Below are 17,880 nucleotides of genomic sequence, written 5' to 3'. Positions count from 1 at the left end.
ACCAAGGGCCGCACCAGCTGACCCGGCACGTCAGCCCCCCGTCCCGTCACCGAACCGGCCGCCGACGCCACGACCCTCAGGACTGACACCACCCCATGTACCGCACCGCACTGCGCAACGTGCTGGCCCACAAGGCCCGACTGCTGATGACGACGCTCGCCGTCCTCCTCGGCACCGCCTTCGTGGCCGGCACCATGGTCTTCACCGACACCCTCGCCAGCGCCTGGCGCGCCCAGAGCGCCCAGAGCTACACCGACATCGCCGTCACCGTCAGCGACCGCGGTGCCGTCGGCAAGGGGTACGATCACGGCGGCAAGGGCTCCGACGGCCCCAGGCTCACCGAGGACACCCGCAAGGCGATCGCCGCGCTGCCCGGTGCCGCCGAGGCCCGCGGTGTGGTCAGCGGCTTCGCCGGCATCGCCGACCGCAAGGGCGCGTTGATCGGCGACGGCTTCTCCACCACCGGTACCAACTACGTCCCGGGCGCCGACGGCACCGACCCGCGCTTCCCGCTGGCCGACGGCCGGGGCCCGCGCACCTCCGGCGAGGTCGCGCTGGACACCAGGACCGCCGAGAAGGGCGGCTTCAAGCTCGGCGACACCGTCCGCGTCGCCGTCAACGGCCCGGTCATGGAGCTCAAGCTCACCGGCACCCTGCACACCAACGACCCGCGCGTGGACGCCGGCGGATCGCTCGCCGCCTTCGACACCGCCACCGCCCAGCAGCTCTACCTGAGCCCCGGCCAGTACGACGGGATCGACGTCAGGGCCAAGCCCGGCACGGACGACACCGCACTGCTGGCCGCCGTGCAGAAGTCCTTCCCCGTGCCCGACAGCTTCGACGTCAACACCGGCCGCGCGCTGGCCGCCGAGCAGGAGCGGCGGATCGACGAGAACACCAAGCAGATGTCCACCATGCTGCTCGTGTTCGCCGGGATCTCGCTCTTCGTCGGCATCTTCATCATCGCCAACACCTTCACCATGCTGATCGCCCAGCGCACCAAGGAACTCGCCCTGCTCCGCGCCGTCGGCGCCAGCCGCAGGCAGATCACCCTCTCGGTGCTGGCCGAGGCGCTGCTGGTCGGCCTGGCCGCCTCGATCGGCGGTCTGATCGGCGGCATCGGCATCGCGGCCGGTCTGCAGGCCCTGCTCAACGGCCCGTGGGACGCCAACCTGCCGGACGGCCCGCTGGTGATCGCCCCGTCCACCGTGATCGCCTCGCTCGTCGTCGGCGTCGCCGTCACCGTGCTGGCCGCCTGGCTGCCCTCGCTGCGCGCCTCCCGGATCGCCCCGGTCGCCGCGATGAGCTCCGGCGAACAGCCCGCCACCCAGAAGTCGCTGCTGGTGCGCAACATCATCGGCCTGCTGTTCGCCTCCGGGGGCGCGCTCGGCCTGGTCGGCGGCGCGGCCTCCGAGTCGGTCAACCTGGTGGGCGCCGGCGCCGGCGCGCTGATGATCGGCGTCTTCGTCCTCACCCCGCTGCTGTCCCGCCCGGTGATCGCGCTGTTCGCCCCGGCGCTGCGCAAGCTGTTCGGCACGCCCGGCAAGCTGGCCCGCGAGAACGCCGTGCGCAACCCGCGCCGCACCGCCGCCACCGCCTCCGCGCTCACCATCGGCGTCACCCTGATCACCACGCTGAGCGTGGTCGGCGCCTCGGTGAGCAAGGCCGCCGACAGGGCCTTCGCCAGCGACCTCAGGGCGGACTACGCCGTCGCCATGGACAACTGGTCGATGCTCTCCCCCGAGGTCGCCGGGCAGATCGCCAAGACGGCCGGGGTCACCGCGATGAGCGTGATGCGGCAGGTGCCGGTGGAGGCGGTCGCCGACGGCGACACCTCCTGGCTGACCTCCGTGGACGCGGCGACCTTCGACCGGCTGGTCGACGTCAAGGTCACCGCGGGCGCGGCCGACGCGCTCCAGCAGGGCAAGCTGCTGGCCGCCAAGGACTACGCCGAGCGCAACCACCTCACGGTCGGCTCGACCCTGGACGTCACCTACCCCGACGGCACCCGCGGCAGCCTCGCCGTCGGCGCCCTGGTGGAGCGCAACTCCGAGGTCCAGGGGCTGATCGCCCCGGACCGGCTGGTCGGCCCGCACGCCGCCGCGGGCTCCGGCCTGCAGAAGGTGCTGGTCAAGGGCGCCGACGGCGCCACCCCCGCGCTCAAGCAGGCCCTGCGCGACGCCACCGGCGGCAACCCGCTGATCGGTGTCAAGGGCGAGAAGGACATCAAGGCGGAGACCAACCGGGCGATCAACGGCGTGCTGAACGTCATGTACGGGCTGCTGGGCATGTCCGTGATCGTCGCGATCCTCGGTGTGGTCAACACCATGGCGATGTCGGTGTTCGAGCGCCGCCGGGAGATCGGCATGCTGCGGGCGATCGGCCTGGACCGGCGCGGCGTCGGCCGGATGGTCCGGCTGGAGTCGCTGATGATCGCGCTGTTCGGCGGTGTGGTCGGGGTGCTGCTCGGCATCGTCACCGCCTGGGCCACCGTCCGGACGATCGCGGGCTCGCTCAAGAGCATCACCCTGGTGCTGCCGCCGGGGCAGATCGGGTTCTTCCTGGTCGCCGCCGCGGTGATCGGCCTGCTGGCCGCCGTCTGGCCGGCCCGCCGGGCGGCCCGGCTGGACATCCTGGGCGCGATCAAGAGCGAGTAGCCGTCGCCCCTCGCGCACCCGATGCCCGCCGGGACTCCTCCCGGCGGGCATCGTGCCGTCCGTGCTTGCCGGGCGCTGCGCACCCGGGGCGAACGTTTCCTCAGCAGCCGTTGAGGATCGAGGAGAGGGCGGTCTTCTCCGCGCTGTCGACGGAGAGGCCGTAGTAGTACTTCACCTGCACCCAGGCGCGGGCGTAGGTACAGCGGTAGGAGGTCTGCGGCAGCCAGTGGGCCGGGTCCTGGTCGCCCTTGGAGCGGTTGGAGCTCGCCGAGACGGCGATCAGCTGCGGGCGGGTCAGGTCGTTGGCGAAGGCCTGGCGCTGGGCGGTGGTCCAGGCCCAGGCGCCCGAGCGCCAGGCCTCGGCCAGCGGCACCAGGTGGTCGATGTCGAAGGTCGACGCGCTGGTGGTGGTGGCGTTGTCGTAGACCGAGAACCAGCTGCCGCTGACGGAGGCGCAGGCGGAGTCGGTGACGACGTTGCTGCCGTCGCGCTTGAGGACCGTCTCGCGGGTGTTGCAGGTGCCGGAGATGGTGATCCAGTGCGGGAAGAGCGCGCGGTCGTAGGTGGAGTCGTGGGACTCCGCGGTCGCCGCGATCGCGGCGAGGTAGCCGCGGGCGGTGGCGGCCGAGACCGGGGTGGGCAGGGCCGCCTGGGCGGCGCCGGCGCCGGTCAGCAGGGTGGTGAGGGCGAGCAGCAGGGCGCCGAAGGCGGCAGCCAGGGCGCGGCGGGGCGAGCGTATCGCGGACATCATGGACATATCGCGGAACTCCTGGGTCGTGGAGGGCAGCGGAAAGCCCCCGGGCGGGGACCGGCCCGGGCTGCCAACCAGCATGTGGCCCACGGGGTTTACGCGGGTAGATCCGAGAGGTGAATTTTTGACCGGATGTCAGGTACACAGACTGTCCGCACACTCCCGACCCGCCCGCACCGGCCGGGGAACGCGAACGCCCCGCCCGGAGGGTTCCGGGCGGGGCGTGGTGAGGTGTCGCGGACGCGCCGGGTGGCGCGGGCCGTCGCGCGGGGCGGTCGCGCGGGCCCGTTGGCCCAGGCGGTGCGGCCAGGCGGTCGCGCGGGGCGTCGGCTCAGGCGGTGCGGCGGGCCTCGGTGGGCTTGGGCCCGGTCGCGGCGGGCTTGGCGGGGCCGCCGCCGAGGACGCCGAAGAAGAAGGCGAGGGTCGGCGCGAGGTAGGCGAGCCAGACCACGAGCTGGAGGACGCTGGGGTCGGGCTGGAAGTTGAAGACGCCCTTGAGCAGGGTGCCGTACCAGCTGTCCTTGGGAACGGTGCTGGAGATGTCGAAGGCGAGGCTGTGCAGGCCGGGCAGCCAGCCGGCCTCCTGGAGGTCGTGGACGCCGTAGGCGAGGACACCGGCGGCGACGACGACCAGCATGGCGCCGGTCCAGGTGAAGAACTTGGCGAGGTTGATCCTGAGCGCGCCGCGGTAGAACAGCCAGCCGAGGAAGGCGGCGGTGAGCAGGCCGAGGGCGGCTCCGACGATCGGGTTGTAGCCGTCCTCGGTGGCCTGCACGGCGGTCCAGATGAACAGGGCGGTCTCCAGGCCCTCGCGGCCGACGGCGAGGAAGGCGGTGGCCACCAGCGCGCCGGTGCCCATGGCGAGTGCCGCGTCCAGCTTGCCCTGCAGTTCGCTCTTGAGGTGGCGCGCGGTGCGGCGCATCCAGAAGACCATCCAGGTGACCAGGCCGACGGAGATGATCGACAGCGAGCCGCCGAGGGCTTCCTGGGCCTCGAAGGACAGCTGCGAGGAGCCGAACTGCAGCACCGCGCCGAAGGCCATCGACAGCAGCACGGCCACGCCGACGCCGGTCCACACCGGCGGGAGCTTCTCCCGGCGGCCGGTCTTGACCAGGTAGGCGATGAGGATGCAGACGACCAGGCTGGCTTCGAGTCCTTCGCGCAGGCCGATCAGATAGTTGGCGAACACGCCGGCTCCCTGGGGGTGAGGAGGGTGGTACGGGCGAAACGGGCGGGAGGTCAGCCGAAGAGGGCCTGACCCCACCACTCGCCGGGCTTGCGGACGCCCGCGGGGCAGGCGAAATGGGCCGAACCGACGTGCTGGATGTACTCGTTCAGCGCGTCGGAGGCCGCCAGCCGCTGCTGGAGCGGGACGAACGCCTTACGGGTGTCCCGCTGGTAGGCCAGGAAGAACAGGCCCGCGTCCAGCCGGCCGAGGCCGTCGGTGCCGTCGGTGAAGGAGAAGCCGCGGCGCAGGATCATCTGGCCGTCGTTGGAATCCGGGTGGGCCAGCCGGACATGGGCGTCGGCGGGCATCGCCTTGAGGTCCGGGGCGTCGTGCTCCTTGGTCCGCCCGTACGCGGCGCCCTCGCCCTTGGTGCGGCCGAAGACGTCCTCCTGCTCCTTGAGCGAGGTGCGGTCCCAGGTCTCGATGTGCATCCGGATCCGGCGGGCCACCAGGTAGGAGCCGCCGGTCATCCAGTCCGGGCCCTCGCCGGGGGCGACCCAGACGTGCTCGGCGAGCTTCGCGGTGTCGGTGCCGGCGATGTTGTGGGTGCCGTCCTTGAACCCCATCATGTTGCGCGGGGTCTGCGCGTCCGGGGTGGTGGAGGAGGTCTTGCCGAAACCCAGCTGCGACCAGCGGATGTTGACGGTGCCCATGCCGATCCGGGCCAGGTTGCGGATCGCGTGGACCGCCACCTGCGGGTCGTCGGCGCAGGCCTGGACGCACAGGTCGCCGCCGCTGCGCTGCGGGTCCAGGTTGTCGCCCTTGAACTTCGGGAGGTCGATCAGGGCCTCGGGCCGCCTGGCCCTGAGGCCGAAGCGGTCCACCATCTGACCGTCCGGGGCGGACTTCTCGAACAGGCTCGGACCGAAGCCGATGGTGAGGGTGAGCCGGGAGGCCGGCAGGCCCAGGGCCTCGCCGGTGTCGTCCGGCGGCGCCTCCGGCAGACCGCTGGCGGCGCCGCTGCCGACCTCGCGGCCGCCGGTCATCGCGGCGGCGGCCTTGGTCCACTCCTTCAGCATCCGGACCAGCGAGTCGCGGGTCGCGCTCGACGAGATGTCGAACGCCGCGAAGTGCAGCCGGTCCTGGACGGGGGTGGCGATGCCCGACTGGTGGTCGCCGAAGAACGGGATGTCCGCGGTGGCGGCGGGCGCGGCCGGGGTGTCGTCGTCCTGGCGGGTCGCGGCGGCGACCGAACCGACGCCGGCGGCACCCAGTGCGACCCCGGCACCGGCCCAGCCGATGACGGCACGGCGGCTGACCGGGGCGCGGCCGGCGGACGCCTCCGCGGTGGCGTCGGCGGCGGCCGGCGTCGCGTTCTGCTGCTGGTTCTCGGCGTCCATGGGCGGGTGGACCCTTCTCTGTGCTGAACTCACGGATGCCGTGGCGGCCGCAGGGGCCGCCACGGCGGAGTACCGGGTGTGGTGCGCGGTGCGGGATCCGGTGCGCGCGCCGCGGCGGTCCGCGCGCACCGGGCTGCGGTCGCTACTTGACGACCACGGCGGCGGCGAGCTTGGAGAGCGGCTCGCCGAGGGAGTTGACGGCGTCGGAGAAGGTCTTGCGCTCGGCCTCGGTGACCTTGTCGTAGGAGGTGTAGCCGCCATCGGCCTGCTTGTACTTGGCGAGCAGGGTCTCGATGGCGGCGAACTCGGAGTCCAGGGTCTTCGCGAGCTCCGGGTCCTTCTCGGCGGCGACGGGCTTGAGCAGCTCGTAGGCCTTCTTGGCGCCCTCGACGTTGGCGGCGAAGTCGGCGAGGTCGGTGTGGCTGTAGCGGTCCTCCTCGCCGGTGACCTTGCCGGTGGCGACCTCGTCGAGGAGCTCCTTGGCGCCGTTGGCCATGCTGGTGGCGGTGATCTCGGCCTCGGGGATCTTCTTCTGCCAGTCCTTGAGGTCGGCGACCAGCTGGTCGGCGAGCTTCTTCTCCGCGTCGCCGATCACGGCGTCCGCCCAGAGGGACTTCTCCAGCTTGTGCCAGCCGGTCCACTCCTGGCCGGGCTCCAGACCGTCCTCACGGGTGTCGGTCTTGGGGTCGACGTCGCCGAAGCTCTCGGCGACGGGCTCGGTGCGCTCCCAGCCGGTGCGGGACGGCGCGTAGAGGGACTTGGCCTTCTCGAGTTCGCCGGCCTTGATCGCGGCGGCGAAGGCCTCGACGGCGGGGACGGTGGCGTCGGCCTGCTCCTGGGCGTACGTGCGGTAGGAGTCGACGGCGGCGGTCAGGCGGGGGTCGGTGGGGGCGGCGGAGCCGTCACCGGTGACGGTGATCTTCTGGCGGATGCCGTCGCCGACCATGCCGGGCTTGCAGGCGACCTCGTAGGTGCCGGCCTTGATCTCGGCGGCGATGGTGGCCTTGGTACCGGGGCCGATGTTCTCGCGCTCGGTGACGATCTTGTCGCCGGCGGCGTAGACGTAGACCTCGGTGACCTTCGAGCCCTTGTTGGCGATGTCGATGCTGACGTGGCCGGCCGGGAACGTGGTCTTCGAGACCTCGCAGGCGGTGTCGGTGGCGTTGACCTTGACGGCGTCGGCAGCGGCCTTGTCGTCCTTCTTCTGCGAGCAACCGGCCAGTGCGGCGGTCGCCACGGCGAGGGTGAGCAGCGTGGCGGCGGTGGAACGACGGGCGGACATGCGGGCTCCAGCGGTCAGGACAGGGCGTTTCAGGGCAGGGCGTCTCAAGGCAGAGCGTTTCGAGGCAGAGCTGTTCAAGGCAGAGCTGTTCGAGGCAGAGCGTTTCAAGGCACGGCGTTTCGAGGCAGGGCTGAGCGCGGACGAGGAGCAACGACGCCGTCGCCGCCCTCCGCCCACTTAGCTAAGGCATACCTTAGGGATATCGGTTTTTGCCGTCCACACCGGGGTCGGTCACAAAACGGCGCAGGTGGGACAAGGGCTCCTACGCCCAGGTGGTCGGTCCACCGACGACTTTCGGCCACTCGGGGCCCGGCCGGAGGTGGCGCCGATGGCAAAGAGATGGTAAAGGGACAGGTTTCGGGGTGCGCCGCTCAGCCGGCCGGGGTGCGCCGGGCGGCGGCCCTGGCGGTCCACCGGCCGTCCTGGCGGGTGATCCGGATCGGGTGGCCGAAGGTCGCGCTCACCAGCTCGGTGGTCATCACCTCGCCGACCGGGCCGGCCGCGACCGTCTCCCCCGCCCGCAGCAGCAGCGCGTGCGTGGTGGACTCCGGCAGCTCCTCCAGGTGGTGGGTAACCAGGACGCTCGCCAGCTCCGGGTGCTGATGGCGGAGCAGGTCCAGGCTGTCCAGCAGCAGTTCCCGGGCGGTCAGGTCGAGCCCGGTGGCGGGCTCGTCGAGCAGCAGCAGCCGCGGGCCGGGCATCAGGGCCCGGGCGATCAGCGCCCGGCCCCGCTCGCCCTGGGAGAGCGTGGTCCACGGGGACTCCGCGGCCGCCGTCATGCCCAGGGCCTCGATCAGCAGTTCGCCCCGCTCCAGTTCCTCGGGGGCGGGCTCGCGGTTCAGGTCCGGCTCGATCGTGTTGGTGACGCCGGTGAGGACGACCTCGCGCACGGTCAGCGGCGAGCGCAGCGGGTGGCGCGGATTGACGTGGCCGAGGTGGGAGCGCAGCTCCCGGATGTCGACCCGGCCGAGCCGGCGGCCGAGCACGTCCACCTCGCCGCGGGTGGGGTGGGAGACGGCGCCGAGCAGGGCGAGCAGGGTCGACTTGCCGGCGCCGTTCGGGCCGAGCAGCGCCCAGTGCTCACCGGGGCGAACGGTGAGGTCGATCCCGCGCAGCAGGTGGCGGCCGTCCCGGACGACGTCCACGGCCCGGGCGCGCAGCAGCGGCTCGGCGGCGGGGGCGCCGGTGGCCGGGGCGGCTGCCGGATCGGCGGTGGCGGGCGGGCGCGGGGCGGACGTGCTCATGCGGGCGGGCCTCCTGTGGTCCTCCGGTGCGGGGTCGCGGGCGCGGCGCCGCACCGGACGGGCCGCCGCCGACCGTCCGCGTGCAGAGTACAACCGTCGGTCCGGGGGCGGGTCCGGCGTCCGAGCCGTGGACGGCCGCCCGGCGCGGACGGCGTGCGTATCCCCCTTTTCCCCCGCGGCAGTTGACGCCAGGATCGGTGCGCGAACCGTGGAACCGGATCGGACCGGCGGGTCGTGGAACCGGTGCACCGCGGAAGCGGTGCGGACCACGTGCGGGTGGAGGGGACGGGTCATGACAGGAACGGACACACCGCCGGAACTCGGCACCGGACGCGCCGGGACGCTGCCCGGACGCTTCGAGGAGCACGCCCGCGCCGCGCCCGGGGCGGTCGCCCTGCGTTGGGCCGGCGCGGAGCTCCGCTACGGCGAACTCGACGCCAGGGCCGACCGGCTGGCCCGGCACCTGGTCGAGCGCGGGCTCCGGCCCGGCCTGCTGGCGGCGGTGGCGCTCGGCCGCGGCGTCGAGGTGTACGTCGCCCTGCTCGCCGTGCTCAAGACCGGCGCCGCGTACCTCCCGCTGGAGCCCGGCGCCCCCGACCCGCTGCTGCGGCACGTCCTCGCCGAGGCCGCGCCGGCCCTGGTCGTCACCGAGGAGGCGCACCGGATCCGGCTGACCGACGCCGGGGCCCGGGAGCTCGTCTGCGTCGACTCGGCCGCGGCCGTCGTGGCGGCGCGGCCCGCCGGCCCGCCCCCGGTCGAACTCGACCCGGACGGCCCGGCGGTCGTCCTCACCACCTCCGGCACCACCGGCGCGCCGAGCTGCGCGGGCCTCTCGCACCGCAACCTGCTCGCCGTCCACCACGGCTGGCGCACCGTGTACGGCATCACACCCGCCGACCGGATCCTCAGCACGGCGAGCCTGGAGTTCGACGTGTTCACCGCCGACTGGGTGCGCGCGCTCTGCTCCGGCGCGACGCTGGTGGTCGCCCCGCGCAACCTCACCCTGGACCGCGCCGCCGACATCGCCGACCTCCCGCCGCTGATCGCCGCCGAGCGGATCACCCTGCTGGAGCTGAACGTCCGCAGCGCGCGCCGGCTGACCGCCCTCCTGGCGCGGGCCGCCGGGGGCCGGCCGACCGCCGGAGGCAGCCCGCTCGCCGGGGACAGCCCACTCACCGGGGTGCGGGTGCTGACCGTCGGCGCCGAGAAGTGGTGGCTGGACGAGCACCTGGCGCTGCAGCGGCTGGTCGGCCGGTCCACCCGGGTGATCAACGTCTACGGGCTGGCCGAGGCGTCCGTGGACAGCACCTGGTTCGAGGTCGGGGGCCTCGACGAGGTGCCGGACAGCGCGGCGCGGTCGGTGGTCGGACTGCCGTTCCCCGGCGCCCGGGTGTACGTGCTCGACCCGTCCGGCAGCCCGCTGCCGGACGGCGCGGTCGGCGAGATCGCCCTCGCCGGGCCGGGCCTCGGCCTCGGCTACCCCGGCCGTCCCGAGGAGACGGCCCGCCGGTTCCTGCGGAGCCGCCACGACCCGGACGGCCGGGTCCTGCTCACCGGCGACCTGGGCCGGATCGCGGAGGGCGGCACGCTGGAGTTCGTCGGCCGGGCGGCGGGTGTGGTCGGACCGGCCGGTGCGCGGGTGTCCGCCGCCGTGGCCGGGACGGTGTCCCAGGCCGCCCGCGCCGAGGCCCGGCTGCGGGCCCTCCCCGGGGTCCGGGAGGCGGCCGTCGCCCAGGTGGAGGTCGCGCCCGGGCGGCGCGAGCTGGTCGGATACGCCGTCACCGCGCTCGGGGCGCCGGACACCGACGGCTGGTCGCTGACGGCCGCGCTCACGGCCGCGCTGCCGGCCGGGGAGGCGCCCGCCGCCGTGGTCCCGGTGGCCGAACTGCCGCGCACCCGGGCCGGAAAGCTCGACCGGGACGTGCTGCCGCTGCCCGCGCCGGACGACCGCACCGCACCGCACCGGTCGGGCGGCGGCGGCAAGGGCTACCGGGGCACGGGCCGCCGGGGCAAGGGCGGCGGGGGCGGACGGTCCGGGGGCGGCGGCGAGGCGGATTCCCCCCTCGGGTGCGGCGTCCTGCTCGTCGGCCTGCCGGTCGCGATCGTCGCCTGGCTGCTCACCGAGAGGCTCTGGCCGGGCTCGACGGACGTCTCGGCGGTGCCGGCTCCCTACGGCGGCCTCTTCCGCGTGCTCTACCTCTTCGAGTGGGCCTCGTTCGGGCTGGGCGTGGCCTGGCTGCTCTGCGGGGCGGCGGTGACGGCCCGGCAGCGACGGCCCGTCGGCCTGTCGGTCGCCGCGCACCTGGCGGTGTTCTGGCTACTGGCCTCCTGGTGGCCGCAGGACAACCTGTACCGGACCACCCGCCCGTCGGACTGGCACGCCCAGGCGTGGCTGGTCTTCGTGTTCAACGTCGCACTGATGGTCTCGGCCGCGATCGTGGTCCGGTTCCTGACCTGGCGGCCGAGGCCGCACAAGCGGCCCTGAGCGGCCCTGAGCGGCCGGAAGGCCGGTGGGGGGCGCTCAGCGCAGGGCCTCGAACATCCGGCCCAGCGCGTGGTGGGCCGCCCCGAGCAGGGCCTGCGCGGCGTCCAGCGCCTCGACGCTCCGCGCGGCGAGCGCCAGGCCGACGGCCGGGTCCGGCTCGTGGCCGGCCGTCACGATCAGCGGCAGCAGGGTCGCGCCGAGCCGCGCGCAGGCCGGGCGCAGCCGGTCCAGGTGGCCGTGCAGCGCCTCCTGGGAGAGCCGGGCGCCGAGCGGCATCGCGTCCAGGGTGCGGACCAGGTGGCCGGGGCCGCGCACCTCGTCCAGCCGGTGGCGCAGGACGAAGGCGATCGCGGGTCCGGTGAGCCGCAGATTGGTCTCGGTCGGGGCGAGCCGGCGTTCGCGGTCGGTGACGAAGTCCACGTCGTACCAGCCCCGGTGGCCGGCCTCGGCCAGCCGCTCCCCCACCGCGAGGCCGAAGCGTTCGGCGGTCGCGGCGGCGCCGGGCGGCACCACGCCCGGACCGACCGTCACCCCCTGGTAGCGGGTCCCGTCGACCGCCATCTCGCCGACGCCCACCGGGTGGACCCGGCCGTCGGCGCCGATCACCGCGTCGAAGGTGAGGTCGCGCAGCCGGCCGGTGCCGGCCGGACCGCCGTCCACGTACTCCTCCAGCAGCAGCGGGCCGCCGGGCGGCAGGGCGTCCTCGCGCACCAGCCGGCGCAGCAGCGCCCGGGCGCCGCCGGCCGCCGACAGCTCCGCCGGGGTGATCACGACGGTGCCGTAACCGCCCACTCCGTATCGGGACTTGACCACGGTGGTGCGGCCCCGGGCGGCGTGGGCGGCCAGTCGCCGGGCGGCCGCCCGGGGGCCGTCGGCGGGCTCCTGACGGGGCACCCGCACGCCGGGGTGGTCCTGGGCGAGCGCCGTTAAGAGGCCGTGCGCGGCGTCCTTGGCCTCGTAGCGGCGGACGGCCGCGAGTTCCGGGCCCTCGCCCTGGTCGGGGGTGCGGCCCCAGAACAGCAGGGGGCCCGGGCCGGTGGCGAGCCGTTCGGCGAGCGCGGGGCGGGCGGCGAGAGCCTCGGCGACCGTGCGGCCGGGGGCGATGCCGTCGAACAGCTCTACCGGCCCCCAGTCCAGTTCGCGGGCGAGCCAGTCGATCCAGGCCCGGTCGACCTCGGCGGGCAGCACCAGTGCGGCGGGCTCGGGGCTGTAGCCGACGGCCAGTCCGGCGTAGTGGTGCGCCCGGCGGAGGCGGTCGGCGCGCCGCTCGGCGGAGGGCCCGGCAGGGGAGGGCGCGGCGGCGGGGTCGGCGGTGGACGGCCCGGTGACAGACGGCCCGGTGACGGAGGGCCCGGTGACGGAGCCGCCGGCCGGAAGCCTCCCGAGGGTGAACCGCCTGCGGGTGGACGGTTCGAGGAGGAACTGCTCGTTGAAGTCGGCCACGTTGCCGACGTGCACCGCACGATGTCCGCCGGTCCAGGCCCCCACCCATCCGTCCATCCCGCGAGCGTACGGCACCGGTACCGACCGGCCCGGCCCAAGCGTGAACAGATAAGTCGAAAGTGATCACATTTGATCAGTACAGGACACGAATTGGCAAAGTTCTGACGTTCTCTCTAGCCCTGGATGACTGCCCACCGTCAATCTCGTCGCAGCTCTCATCCCTGCATCACGCAGCATCCCCCGACTGGAGTCAGAGTGAGCCCCACCTCCTCTTCTCGCCGCTACCTCGCGGCCGGAGCCATAGCGGCCACCGCCGCCCTCGTCGCCGCCACCGTCACCGCCGGGACCGCGTCGGCCGCCCCCGTCGGCCGGGACGCGGCGATCGCCCAGGCCCGCGCCAACGTCGCCCGCAACGCGTCGGTCTTCGGCTTCGCCGACGGCCAGGACCTCCTGGTCAAGGACGTCGTACTGGACGCCGACGGCAGCCAGCACGTCCGCTTCGACCGCACCTACCTCGGCCTGCCCGTGGTCGGCGGCGACCTGGTGGTCCACCAGGACTCCCGCGGCCGGCTCAAGGACTCCTCCCGCGCGGCCGCCCACGACGCCGCCGTGCGCACGATCGTCCCCAAGGTCCCCGCCCAGCTCACCGCCGGCCGCGCGCTCGACGCCGCCCCCGGCGTCGGCAACGCCACCAGCAGCCCCGAGCTCGTCGTCTGGGCCGCCGACGGCACCCCGCGCCTCGCCTGGCGCACCACCGTCGAGGGCACCGGCGACCACGGCCAGCCGGCCGGCCGGATCGTCGTCACCGACGCCAACACCGGTGAGCAGATCGAGGCCTACGACGCCGAGCACCAGGCCACCGGCACCGGCCACTCCGAGTACACCGGTGACATCACCATCGACACCACTGCGGTGACCGGCGGCTTCTCGCTCAAGGACCCGACCCGCGGCCACATCACCAAGGACGCCCACAACGTCGCCGCCAGCTCGCTCAACGCGAGCTCCGGCACCCTCTTCACCGACACCGACAACGTCTGGGGCGACGGGAAGAAGTTCTCCACCGACCGCGCCACCGCGGCCGTCGACGCCCACGCCAACACCGCCTGGACGTACGACTACTACAAGAACACCTTCAACCGCAGCGGCATCAAGAACGACGGCAAGGGCGCCACCGTCTTCGTCCACGTCGGCACCAACTGGGACAACGCCCAGTGGTCCGACAGCTGCTTCTGCATGATGACCGGCGACGGCGACGGCGTCACCGACCCGGAGCAGGTCGACCTCGACACCATGGGCCACGAGATGACCCACGGCGTCACCAGCGCCACCGCGAACCTCCGCTACAGCGGCGAGTCCGGCGGCCTCAACGAGGCCACCTCGGACATCTTCGGCACCATGGTCGAGTTCTACGCCAACAACGCGGTGGACAAGGGCGACTACCTGTTCAGCGACCAGTCCACCCCGCCGTGGCTGCGCCGCTTCGACAAGCCCTCGCTGGACGGCCGGTCCGCCGACTGCTGGAGCCGCAAGGTGGGCCAGCTCGACGTGCACAACTCCTCGGGCGTCGGCAACCACTGGTTCTTCCTCGCGAGCGAGGGAAGCGGCGCCAAGACCATCAACGGCGTCAGCTACAACAGCCCGACCTGCAACGGTTCGACGGTCACCGGCATCGGCAACCAGGCCGTCGCCAAGATCTGGTACCGCGCGCTGACCGTCTACATGACCTCCACCACGGACTACAAGGGCGCGCGGGCCGCGTCGCTGAGCGCCGCCAAGGACCTCTACGGCGCCACCAGCACCGAGTACAAGGCCGTCGCGGCCGCCTGGAGCGCCGTCTCGGTCTCCTGACCGCGGCGCCCGCACCGCGGCCCGTCACCCCCCGCGACGGGGGTGGCGGGCCGCTCGCCGCCCACCCGTCGGCCCCTGGGTCGTCAGTCGCCCAGGACCCGGACCGGCGCCCCGGCCAGGAAGGCCGCGATGTCCTCCACCGCCTCGCCGTAGTACCGCCGGTAGTTGTCCCGCGACACGTACCCCAGGTGCGGGGTGGCCAGCAGCCTGGGCGCCGTCCGCATCGGGTGGCCCGGCGGCAGCGGCTCCTGGTCGAACACGTCCACCGCCGCCCCCGCGATCCGCCCCGCCGCCAGCGCCGCCAGCAGCGCCTCCTGGTCGACGATCGCCGCCCGGGAGGTGTTGACCAGGTACGCGTCCGGCCGCATCAGCGCCAGTTCGGGCGCGCCGACCAGCCCCCGGGTGCGCGCCCCGAGCGCGAGGTGCACGGAGACGAAGTCGCTCTCCCGCAGCAGCTCCTCCTTCGCCCCCGCCCGGCGCACGCCCACCTCGGCCGCCCGCTCCGCGGTGAGGTTGCGGCTCCACGCCACCACGTCCATGTCGAAGGCGAGCCCCACCCGGGCGACCCGGGCGCCGATCTTCCCCAGCCCCAGCAGTCCGAGCCGACGCCCTGCCAGGTCCGCGCCCACCGTGCTCTGCCAGGGTCCGCCGCTCCGCAGCGCCGTGCTCTCCTCGACCAGCCCGCGGGCCAGACCCAGCAGCAGCGCCCAGGTCAGCTCCACCGGTGGCGTCGACGAACTGGCCGTCCCGCACACGGTGACCCCGTGGGCGCGGGCCGCCGCGTGGTCGATCACCGAGTTCCGCATCCCCGAGGCGACCAGCAGCCGCAGCCGGGGCAGCCGCTCGAACACCTCCGCCGGAAAGGCGATCCGCTCCCGCAGCGTCACCACGATGTCGAACTCGGCGACCGCCGCGACGAGTTCCGCCACCGAGGCCGGATGCTCGCGGAACGCCACGACCTCGACCCGGTCGGCCACCGGGGACCAGTCGGCGATCGTGGTGGCGACGCCCTGGAAGTCGTCGAGTACGGCGCAGCGGAGTCTCATGCCCCGCACTCTTCCAGATCCGCCCGGCCCGGCCGGAGCCGGCTCCCCCGGCCGGAGCGGGCCCCGGGGCGGTCGGGGCGGTCCTGGCGGCTTCAGCGCGGCCGGGGCGGTCCTGGCGGTCGGGGCCGGACACCCCTGGCGGCAGGCCGGCACCCGGGTGTGAGAGGGTCGGCGGCCGGACGGAGGAGGCGCCGATGCGGATGAGGTGCGGATGAGTGGGACCGGGGACGCGGCGGGGGCCGGCGGGCGGGTCCTGGTGGTCGACGACGATGCCGCGATCCGCCGCGGGCTGGAGCGCGGTCTACGGCTGAGCGGCTTCTCGGTGGCCCTCGCCGAGGACGGCGCGGCGGCACTGGCCCGGATGGCCACCGAGCTGCCGGACGTGCTGGTACTCGACGTGTCGATGCCCGGCCTCGGCGGCGTCGAGGTCTGCCGCCGCCTGCGCGACCGGGGCGACGACCTCCCGGTGCTGATGCTGTCCGCCCTCGACGAGGCCGCCGACCGGGTCGCCGGGCTCCAGGCGGGCGCCGACGACTACCTGGTCAAGCCGTTCGCCCTGGAGGAACTCGTCCTGCGGCTGCGCGCCCTGCTCCGCCGACGGCCGCCGCAGCCGGACGACCGGGTCCTCGCCGGGCCCCTCAGCCTCGACCCCGCCACCCGCCAGGCCCACCTGGACGGCGAGGAACTCACCCTCACCCGGCGGGAGTTCGAACTGCTCACGCACCTGGCCCGGAACGCCGGCCTGGTGCTCTCGCGCGAACTGCTGCTGGAACGCGTCTGGGGCTACGACGTCGAGGTGCGCAGCGACGCCGTCGACACCTTCGTCAGCTACCTGCGGCGCAAGACCGAGGCCGGCGGGCGGCCCCGGCTGATCCACACCGTCCGGGGCGTCGGCTTCGTGCTGCGCACGCCCGACGGGCCGCGGCAGGCCCCGCGATGAGGCTCTCCACCCGGATCGCGCTCTGGGCGGCGGCCGTGGTGCCGCTGCTGGTGGTGCTCGCGGGCCTGCTGCTGCTGCCGCTGGTCGGCCGGGACCTGCGGCAGCAGCAGGACGCCCGGCTCGGCGACCGGGCGGCCGCGCTGCTGCCGAGCGTCCGGGCGCTGGTGGCCGCCGACAGCAAGGGCCGGCCCAAGGTGGAGCAGAACCAGCAGCGCAAGGTGGTGGACGCCGCCCTGGACCTGGGGGTGCGGGTGACCGGCACGGACGGCGGCGTCCTGCTGTCCGTCGGGCCGCAGCCGGACGGGCCGGACGGCACGGGTGCCCTCCCCACCGAGCCGGGCGGCGGGCCGGTCACGGTCCGGGACCACGGCAGCTCCTGGCGGGTCCTCACCAGGGCCGTCGGCGGGAGCGGGAACGGGAACGGGAACGGCCGGGGCGGCGGCTCCGGCCTGCTGCAGGTGATCGCCCCGGCCGGGCCGGCGGACCGGCAGACGGCCGCGGTGCGACGGCGCGTCCTGCTCGTCGCCCTGGTGTCGGCCCCGGTCTCCGCGCTGCTCGGCTTCGCGCTCGCCGAGCGGGCCACCGCCCCGCTGCGCCGACTCAGCCGCCGCGCCGCCGGGCTGGACCCGGCGGCGGCACCCGCCGGGCCCGGCTCTCCCGGCTCCCCCGGCTCTCCCGACGGTCACGGCGCTCCCGGCATTCACGGGTTCGTGGCCGAGCGGACCGGTACCGCCGAGGTCGACGAGCTGTCCTCGGCCCTCGTGCTGCTCCTCACCCGCTACGACGAGCAGGCCCGGCGGACCGCCCAGGCGCTGGACACCGCCCGGGCGTTCTCCGCCGACGCCTCGCACGAGCTGCGTACCCCGCTGATGAGCCTGCGCACCAACCTCGACGTCCTGGCCGCCCACCCGGACCTGCCCGCCGCCGACCGGGACGAGGTCGTGGCGGAGCTGCGACAGGACCACGCGCGGCTGCTCGACCTGCTCACCGCGCTCAGCACCCTGGCCCGGGGCGACCTGGTCCAGTTGGACGCGTTCCAGCCGGTCGACCTCGCCGAACTCGTCGACGCGGCGGCCGAGGAGGCCCGCCGCCGCCACCCCGGCACCGTGTTCGCCGTGCACGGCCCGGCCGAACTTCGGGTGTTCGGCTGGGAGTCCGGACTGCGGATCATGCTCGCCAACCTCCTCGGCAACGCCGCCGTGCACGGCCGCTCCGACGGCGTCCCGGCCCGGGTCACCGTGCGGCTGGCCGCCGAGGGCGCGCGGGCCCGGCTCACCGTGGACGACGGCGGCCCCGGGGTCCCGCCGGAGGACCGGGAGGCGGTGTTCCAGCGCTTCCACCGCCGCCGGGGCAGCCCCGGTTCGGGCCTCGGACTGACCCTGGTCGCCCAACAGGCCGCGCTGCACCGGGGCACCGTCGCCCTCACCGCGCCGCCCGACGGCACCGGCTGCCGGGCCGAGGTGACCCTTCCGCTCCCCCTCCCGGACGCGCCGACCCTCGAACTCCCGGCCCGCCGGGACTGGCTCACCGGTCCGGGGCGCTGAGCCACTTCCGACGCGGGCCGCCCGTTCCACAGGGATTCCACAAGAAGGCGTCCTACCGTCCGACCTGACCGC

General features: G+C 74.3%; 12 protein-coding genes. 5 read left to right on the top strand and 7 right to left on the bottom strand.

What is annotated here, in order from left to right; genetic code table 11:
• The first annotated feature begins 95 nt into the window (after positions 1-95).
• On the top strand, positions 96-2,657 hold the full coding sequence (locus SM793_RS25070; protein WP_320440550.1) for an ABC transporter permease: 2,562 nt from the start codon (positions 96-98) through the stop codon (positions 2,655-2,657).
• A 100-nt stretch (positions 2,658-2,757) separates the two neighbouring features.
• On the opposite strand, the gene SM793_RS25065 is transcribed toward SM793_RS25070, so the two are convergent.
• From SM793_RS25065 to SM793_RS25045, 5 genes are all read right to left on the bottom strand, one after another.
• Positions 2,758-3,405, bottom strand: coding sequence for an HNH endonuclease family protein (locus tag SM793_RS25065; protein ID WP_320440553.1), 648 nt, complete (start codon positions 3,403-3,405; stop codon positions 2,758-2,760).
• A gap of 334 nt (positions 3,406-3,739) precedes the next feature.
• Positions 3,740-4,597: an iron uptake transporter permease EfeU gene (gene efeU / locus SM793_RS25060; RefSeq protein ID WP_320440549.1), complete on the bottom strand. Its 858-nt coding sequence runs from the start codon at positions 4,595-4,597 to the stop codon at positions 3,740-3,742.
• A gap of 50 nt (positions 4,598-4,647) precedes the next feature.
• Positions 4,648-5,976, bottom strand: a complete 1,329-nt coding sequence (gene efeB / locus SM793_RS25055) for an iron uptake transporter deferrochelatase/peroxidase subunit (protein WP_320440548.1) — start codon at positions 5,974-5,976, stop codon at positions 4,648-4,650.
• Positions 5,977-6,118: 142 nt separating this feature from the next.
• Positions 6,119-7,258 carry an iron uptake system protein EfeO gene (efeO, locus tag SM793_RS25050; RefSeq protein WP_320440547.1) on the bottom strand — a complete coding sequence of 380 codons (1,140 nt, stop codon included), beginning with the start codon at positions 7,256-7,258 and terminating at the stop codon, positions 6,119-6,121.
• A gap of 371 nt (positions 7,259-7,629) precedes the next feature.
• Complete coding sequence (locus SM793_RS25045; RefSeq protein ID WP_320440546.1) at positions 7,630-8,502, bottom strand: ABC transporter ATP-binding protein; 873 nt, start codon at positions 8,500-8,502, stop codon at positions 7,630-7,632.
• 292 nt (positions 8,503-8,794) lie between these two features.
• On the opposite strand from SM793_RS25045, the gene SM793_RS25040 reads away from it, so the two are divergent.
• On the top strand, positions 8,795-10,987 hold the full coding sequence (locus tag SM793_RS25040) for an AMP-binding protein (RefSeq protein WP_320440545.1): 2,193 nt from the start codon (positions 8,795-8,797) through the stop codon (positions 10,985-10,987).
• 36 nt (positions 10,988-11,023) lie between these two features.
• On the opposite strand, the gene SM793_RS25035 is transcribed toward SM793_RS25040, so the two are convergent.
• On the bottom strand, positions 11,024-12,487 hold the full coding sequence (locus SM793_RS25035; RefSeq protein WP_320440544.1) for a hypothetical protein: 1,464 nt from the start codon (positions 12,485-12,487) through the stop codon (positions 11,024-11,026).
• Positions 12,488-12,685: 198 nt separating this feature from the next.
• Between SM793_RS25035 and SM793_RS25030 the strand changes: the two genes are divergently transcribed.
• Positions 12,686-14,278: a M4 family metallopeptidase gene (locus SM793_RS25030; RefSeq protein WP_320440543.1), complete on the top strand. Its 1,593-nt coding sequence runs from the start codon at positions 12,686-12,688 to the stop codon at positions 14,276-14,278.
• 83 nt (positions 14,279-14,361) lie between these two features.
• Here SM793_RS25030 and SM793_RS25025 read toward each other — a convergent pair whose 3' ends face one another.
• Positions 14,362-15,324 carry a D-2-hydroxyacid dehydrogenase family protein gene (locus SM793_RS25025; RefSeq protein WP_320440542.1) on the bottom strand — a complete coding sequence of 321 codons (963 nt, stop codon included), beginning with the start codon at positions 15,322-15,324 and terminating at the stop codon, positions 14,362-14,364.
• A gap of 211 nt (positions 15,325-15,535) precedes the next feature.
• On the opposite strand from SM793_RS25025, the gene SM793_RS25020 reads away from it, so the two are divergent.
• Both SM793_RS25020 and SM793_RS25015 read left to right on the top strand, forming a co-directional pair.
• Positions 15,536-16,264 carry a response regulator transcription factor gene (locus SM793_RS25020; protein ID WP_320440541.1) on the top strand — a complete coding sequence of 243 codons (729 nt, stop codon included), beginning with the start codon at positions 15,536-15,538 and terminating at the stop codon, positions 16,262-16,264.
• The gene (locus SM793_RS25015; RefSeq protein WP_320440540.1) at positions 16,261-17,808 is read left to right on the top strand and encodes a HAMP domain-containing sensor histidine kinase; all 1,548 of its coding nucleotides are present in this window, start codon (positions 16,261-16,263) and stop codon (positions 17,806-17,808) included. Before SM793_RS25020 ends, SM793_RS25015 begins: the two co-directional genes overlap by 4 nt.
• Positions 17,809-17,880 lie beyond the last annotated feature (72 nt).

The organism is Kitasatospora purpeofusca (assembly GCF_034043715.1).
GTDB lineage: Bacteria > Actinomycetota > Actinomycetes > Streptomycetales > Streptomycetaceae > Kitasatospora > Kitasatospora purpeofusca_A.
The sequence above is the reverse complement of the archived record's forward strand: the minus strand, read 5'-3'. Positions and strand labels throughout refer to the sequence as shown.

What these genes read in the sequence shown, in the direction of transcription:
- SM793_RS25070 (WP_320440550.1), top strand. Translation starts at nt 96, where the DNA reads ATGTACCGCACCGCACTGCGCAACGTGCTGGCCCACAAGGCCCGACTG.
- SM793_RS25065 (WP_320440553.1), bottom strand. Translation starts at nt 3,405, where the DNA reads ATGTCCGCGATACGCTCGCCCCGCCGCGCCCTGGCTGCCGCCTTCGGC.
- efeB (WP_320440548.1), bottom strand. Translation starts at nt 5,976, where the DNA reads ATGGACGCCGAGAACCAGCAGCAGAACGCGACGCCGGCCGCCGCCGAC.
- efeO (WP_320440547.1), bottom strand. Translation starts at nt 7,258, where the DNA reads ATGTCCGCCCGTCGTTCCACCGCCGCCACGCTGCTCACCCTCGCCGTG.
- SM793_RS25045 (WP_320440546.1), bottom strand. Translation starts at nt 8,502, where the DNA reads ATGAGCACGTCCGCCCCGCGCCCGCCCGCCACCGCCGATCCGGCAGCC.
- SM793_RS25040 (WP_320440545.1), top strand. Translation starts at nt 8,795, where the DNA reads ATGACAGGAACGGACACACCGCCGGAACTCGGCACCGGACGCGCCGGG.
- SM793_RS25035 (WP_320440544.1), bottom strand. Translation starts at nt 12,487, where the DNA reads ATGGACGGATGGGTGGGGGCCTGGACCGGCGGACATCGTGCGGTGCAC.
- SM793_RS25025 (WP_320440542.1), bottom strand. Translation starts at nt 15,324, where the DNA reads ATGAGACTCCGCTGCGCCGTACTCGACGACTTCCAGGGCGTCGCCACC.
- SM793_RS25020 (WP_320440541.1), top strand. Translation starts at nt 15,536, where the DNA reads ATGAGTGGGACCGGGGACGCGGCGGGGGCCGGCGGGCGGGTCCTGGTG.
- SM793_RS25015 (WP_320440540.1), top strand. Translation starts at nt 16,261, where the DNA reads ATGAGGCTCTCCACCCGGATCGCGCTCTGGGCGGCGGCCGTGGTGCCG.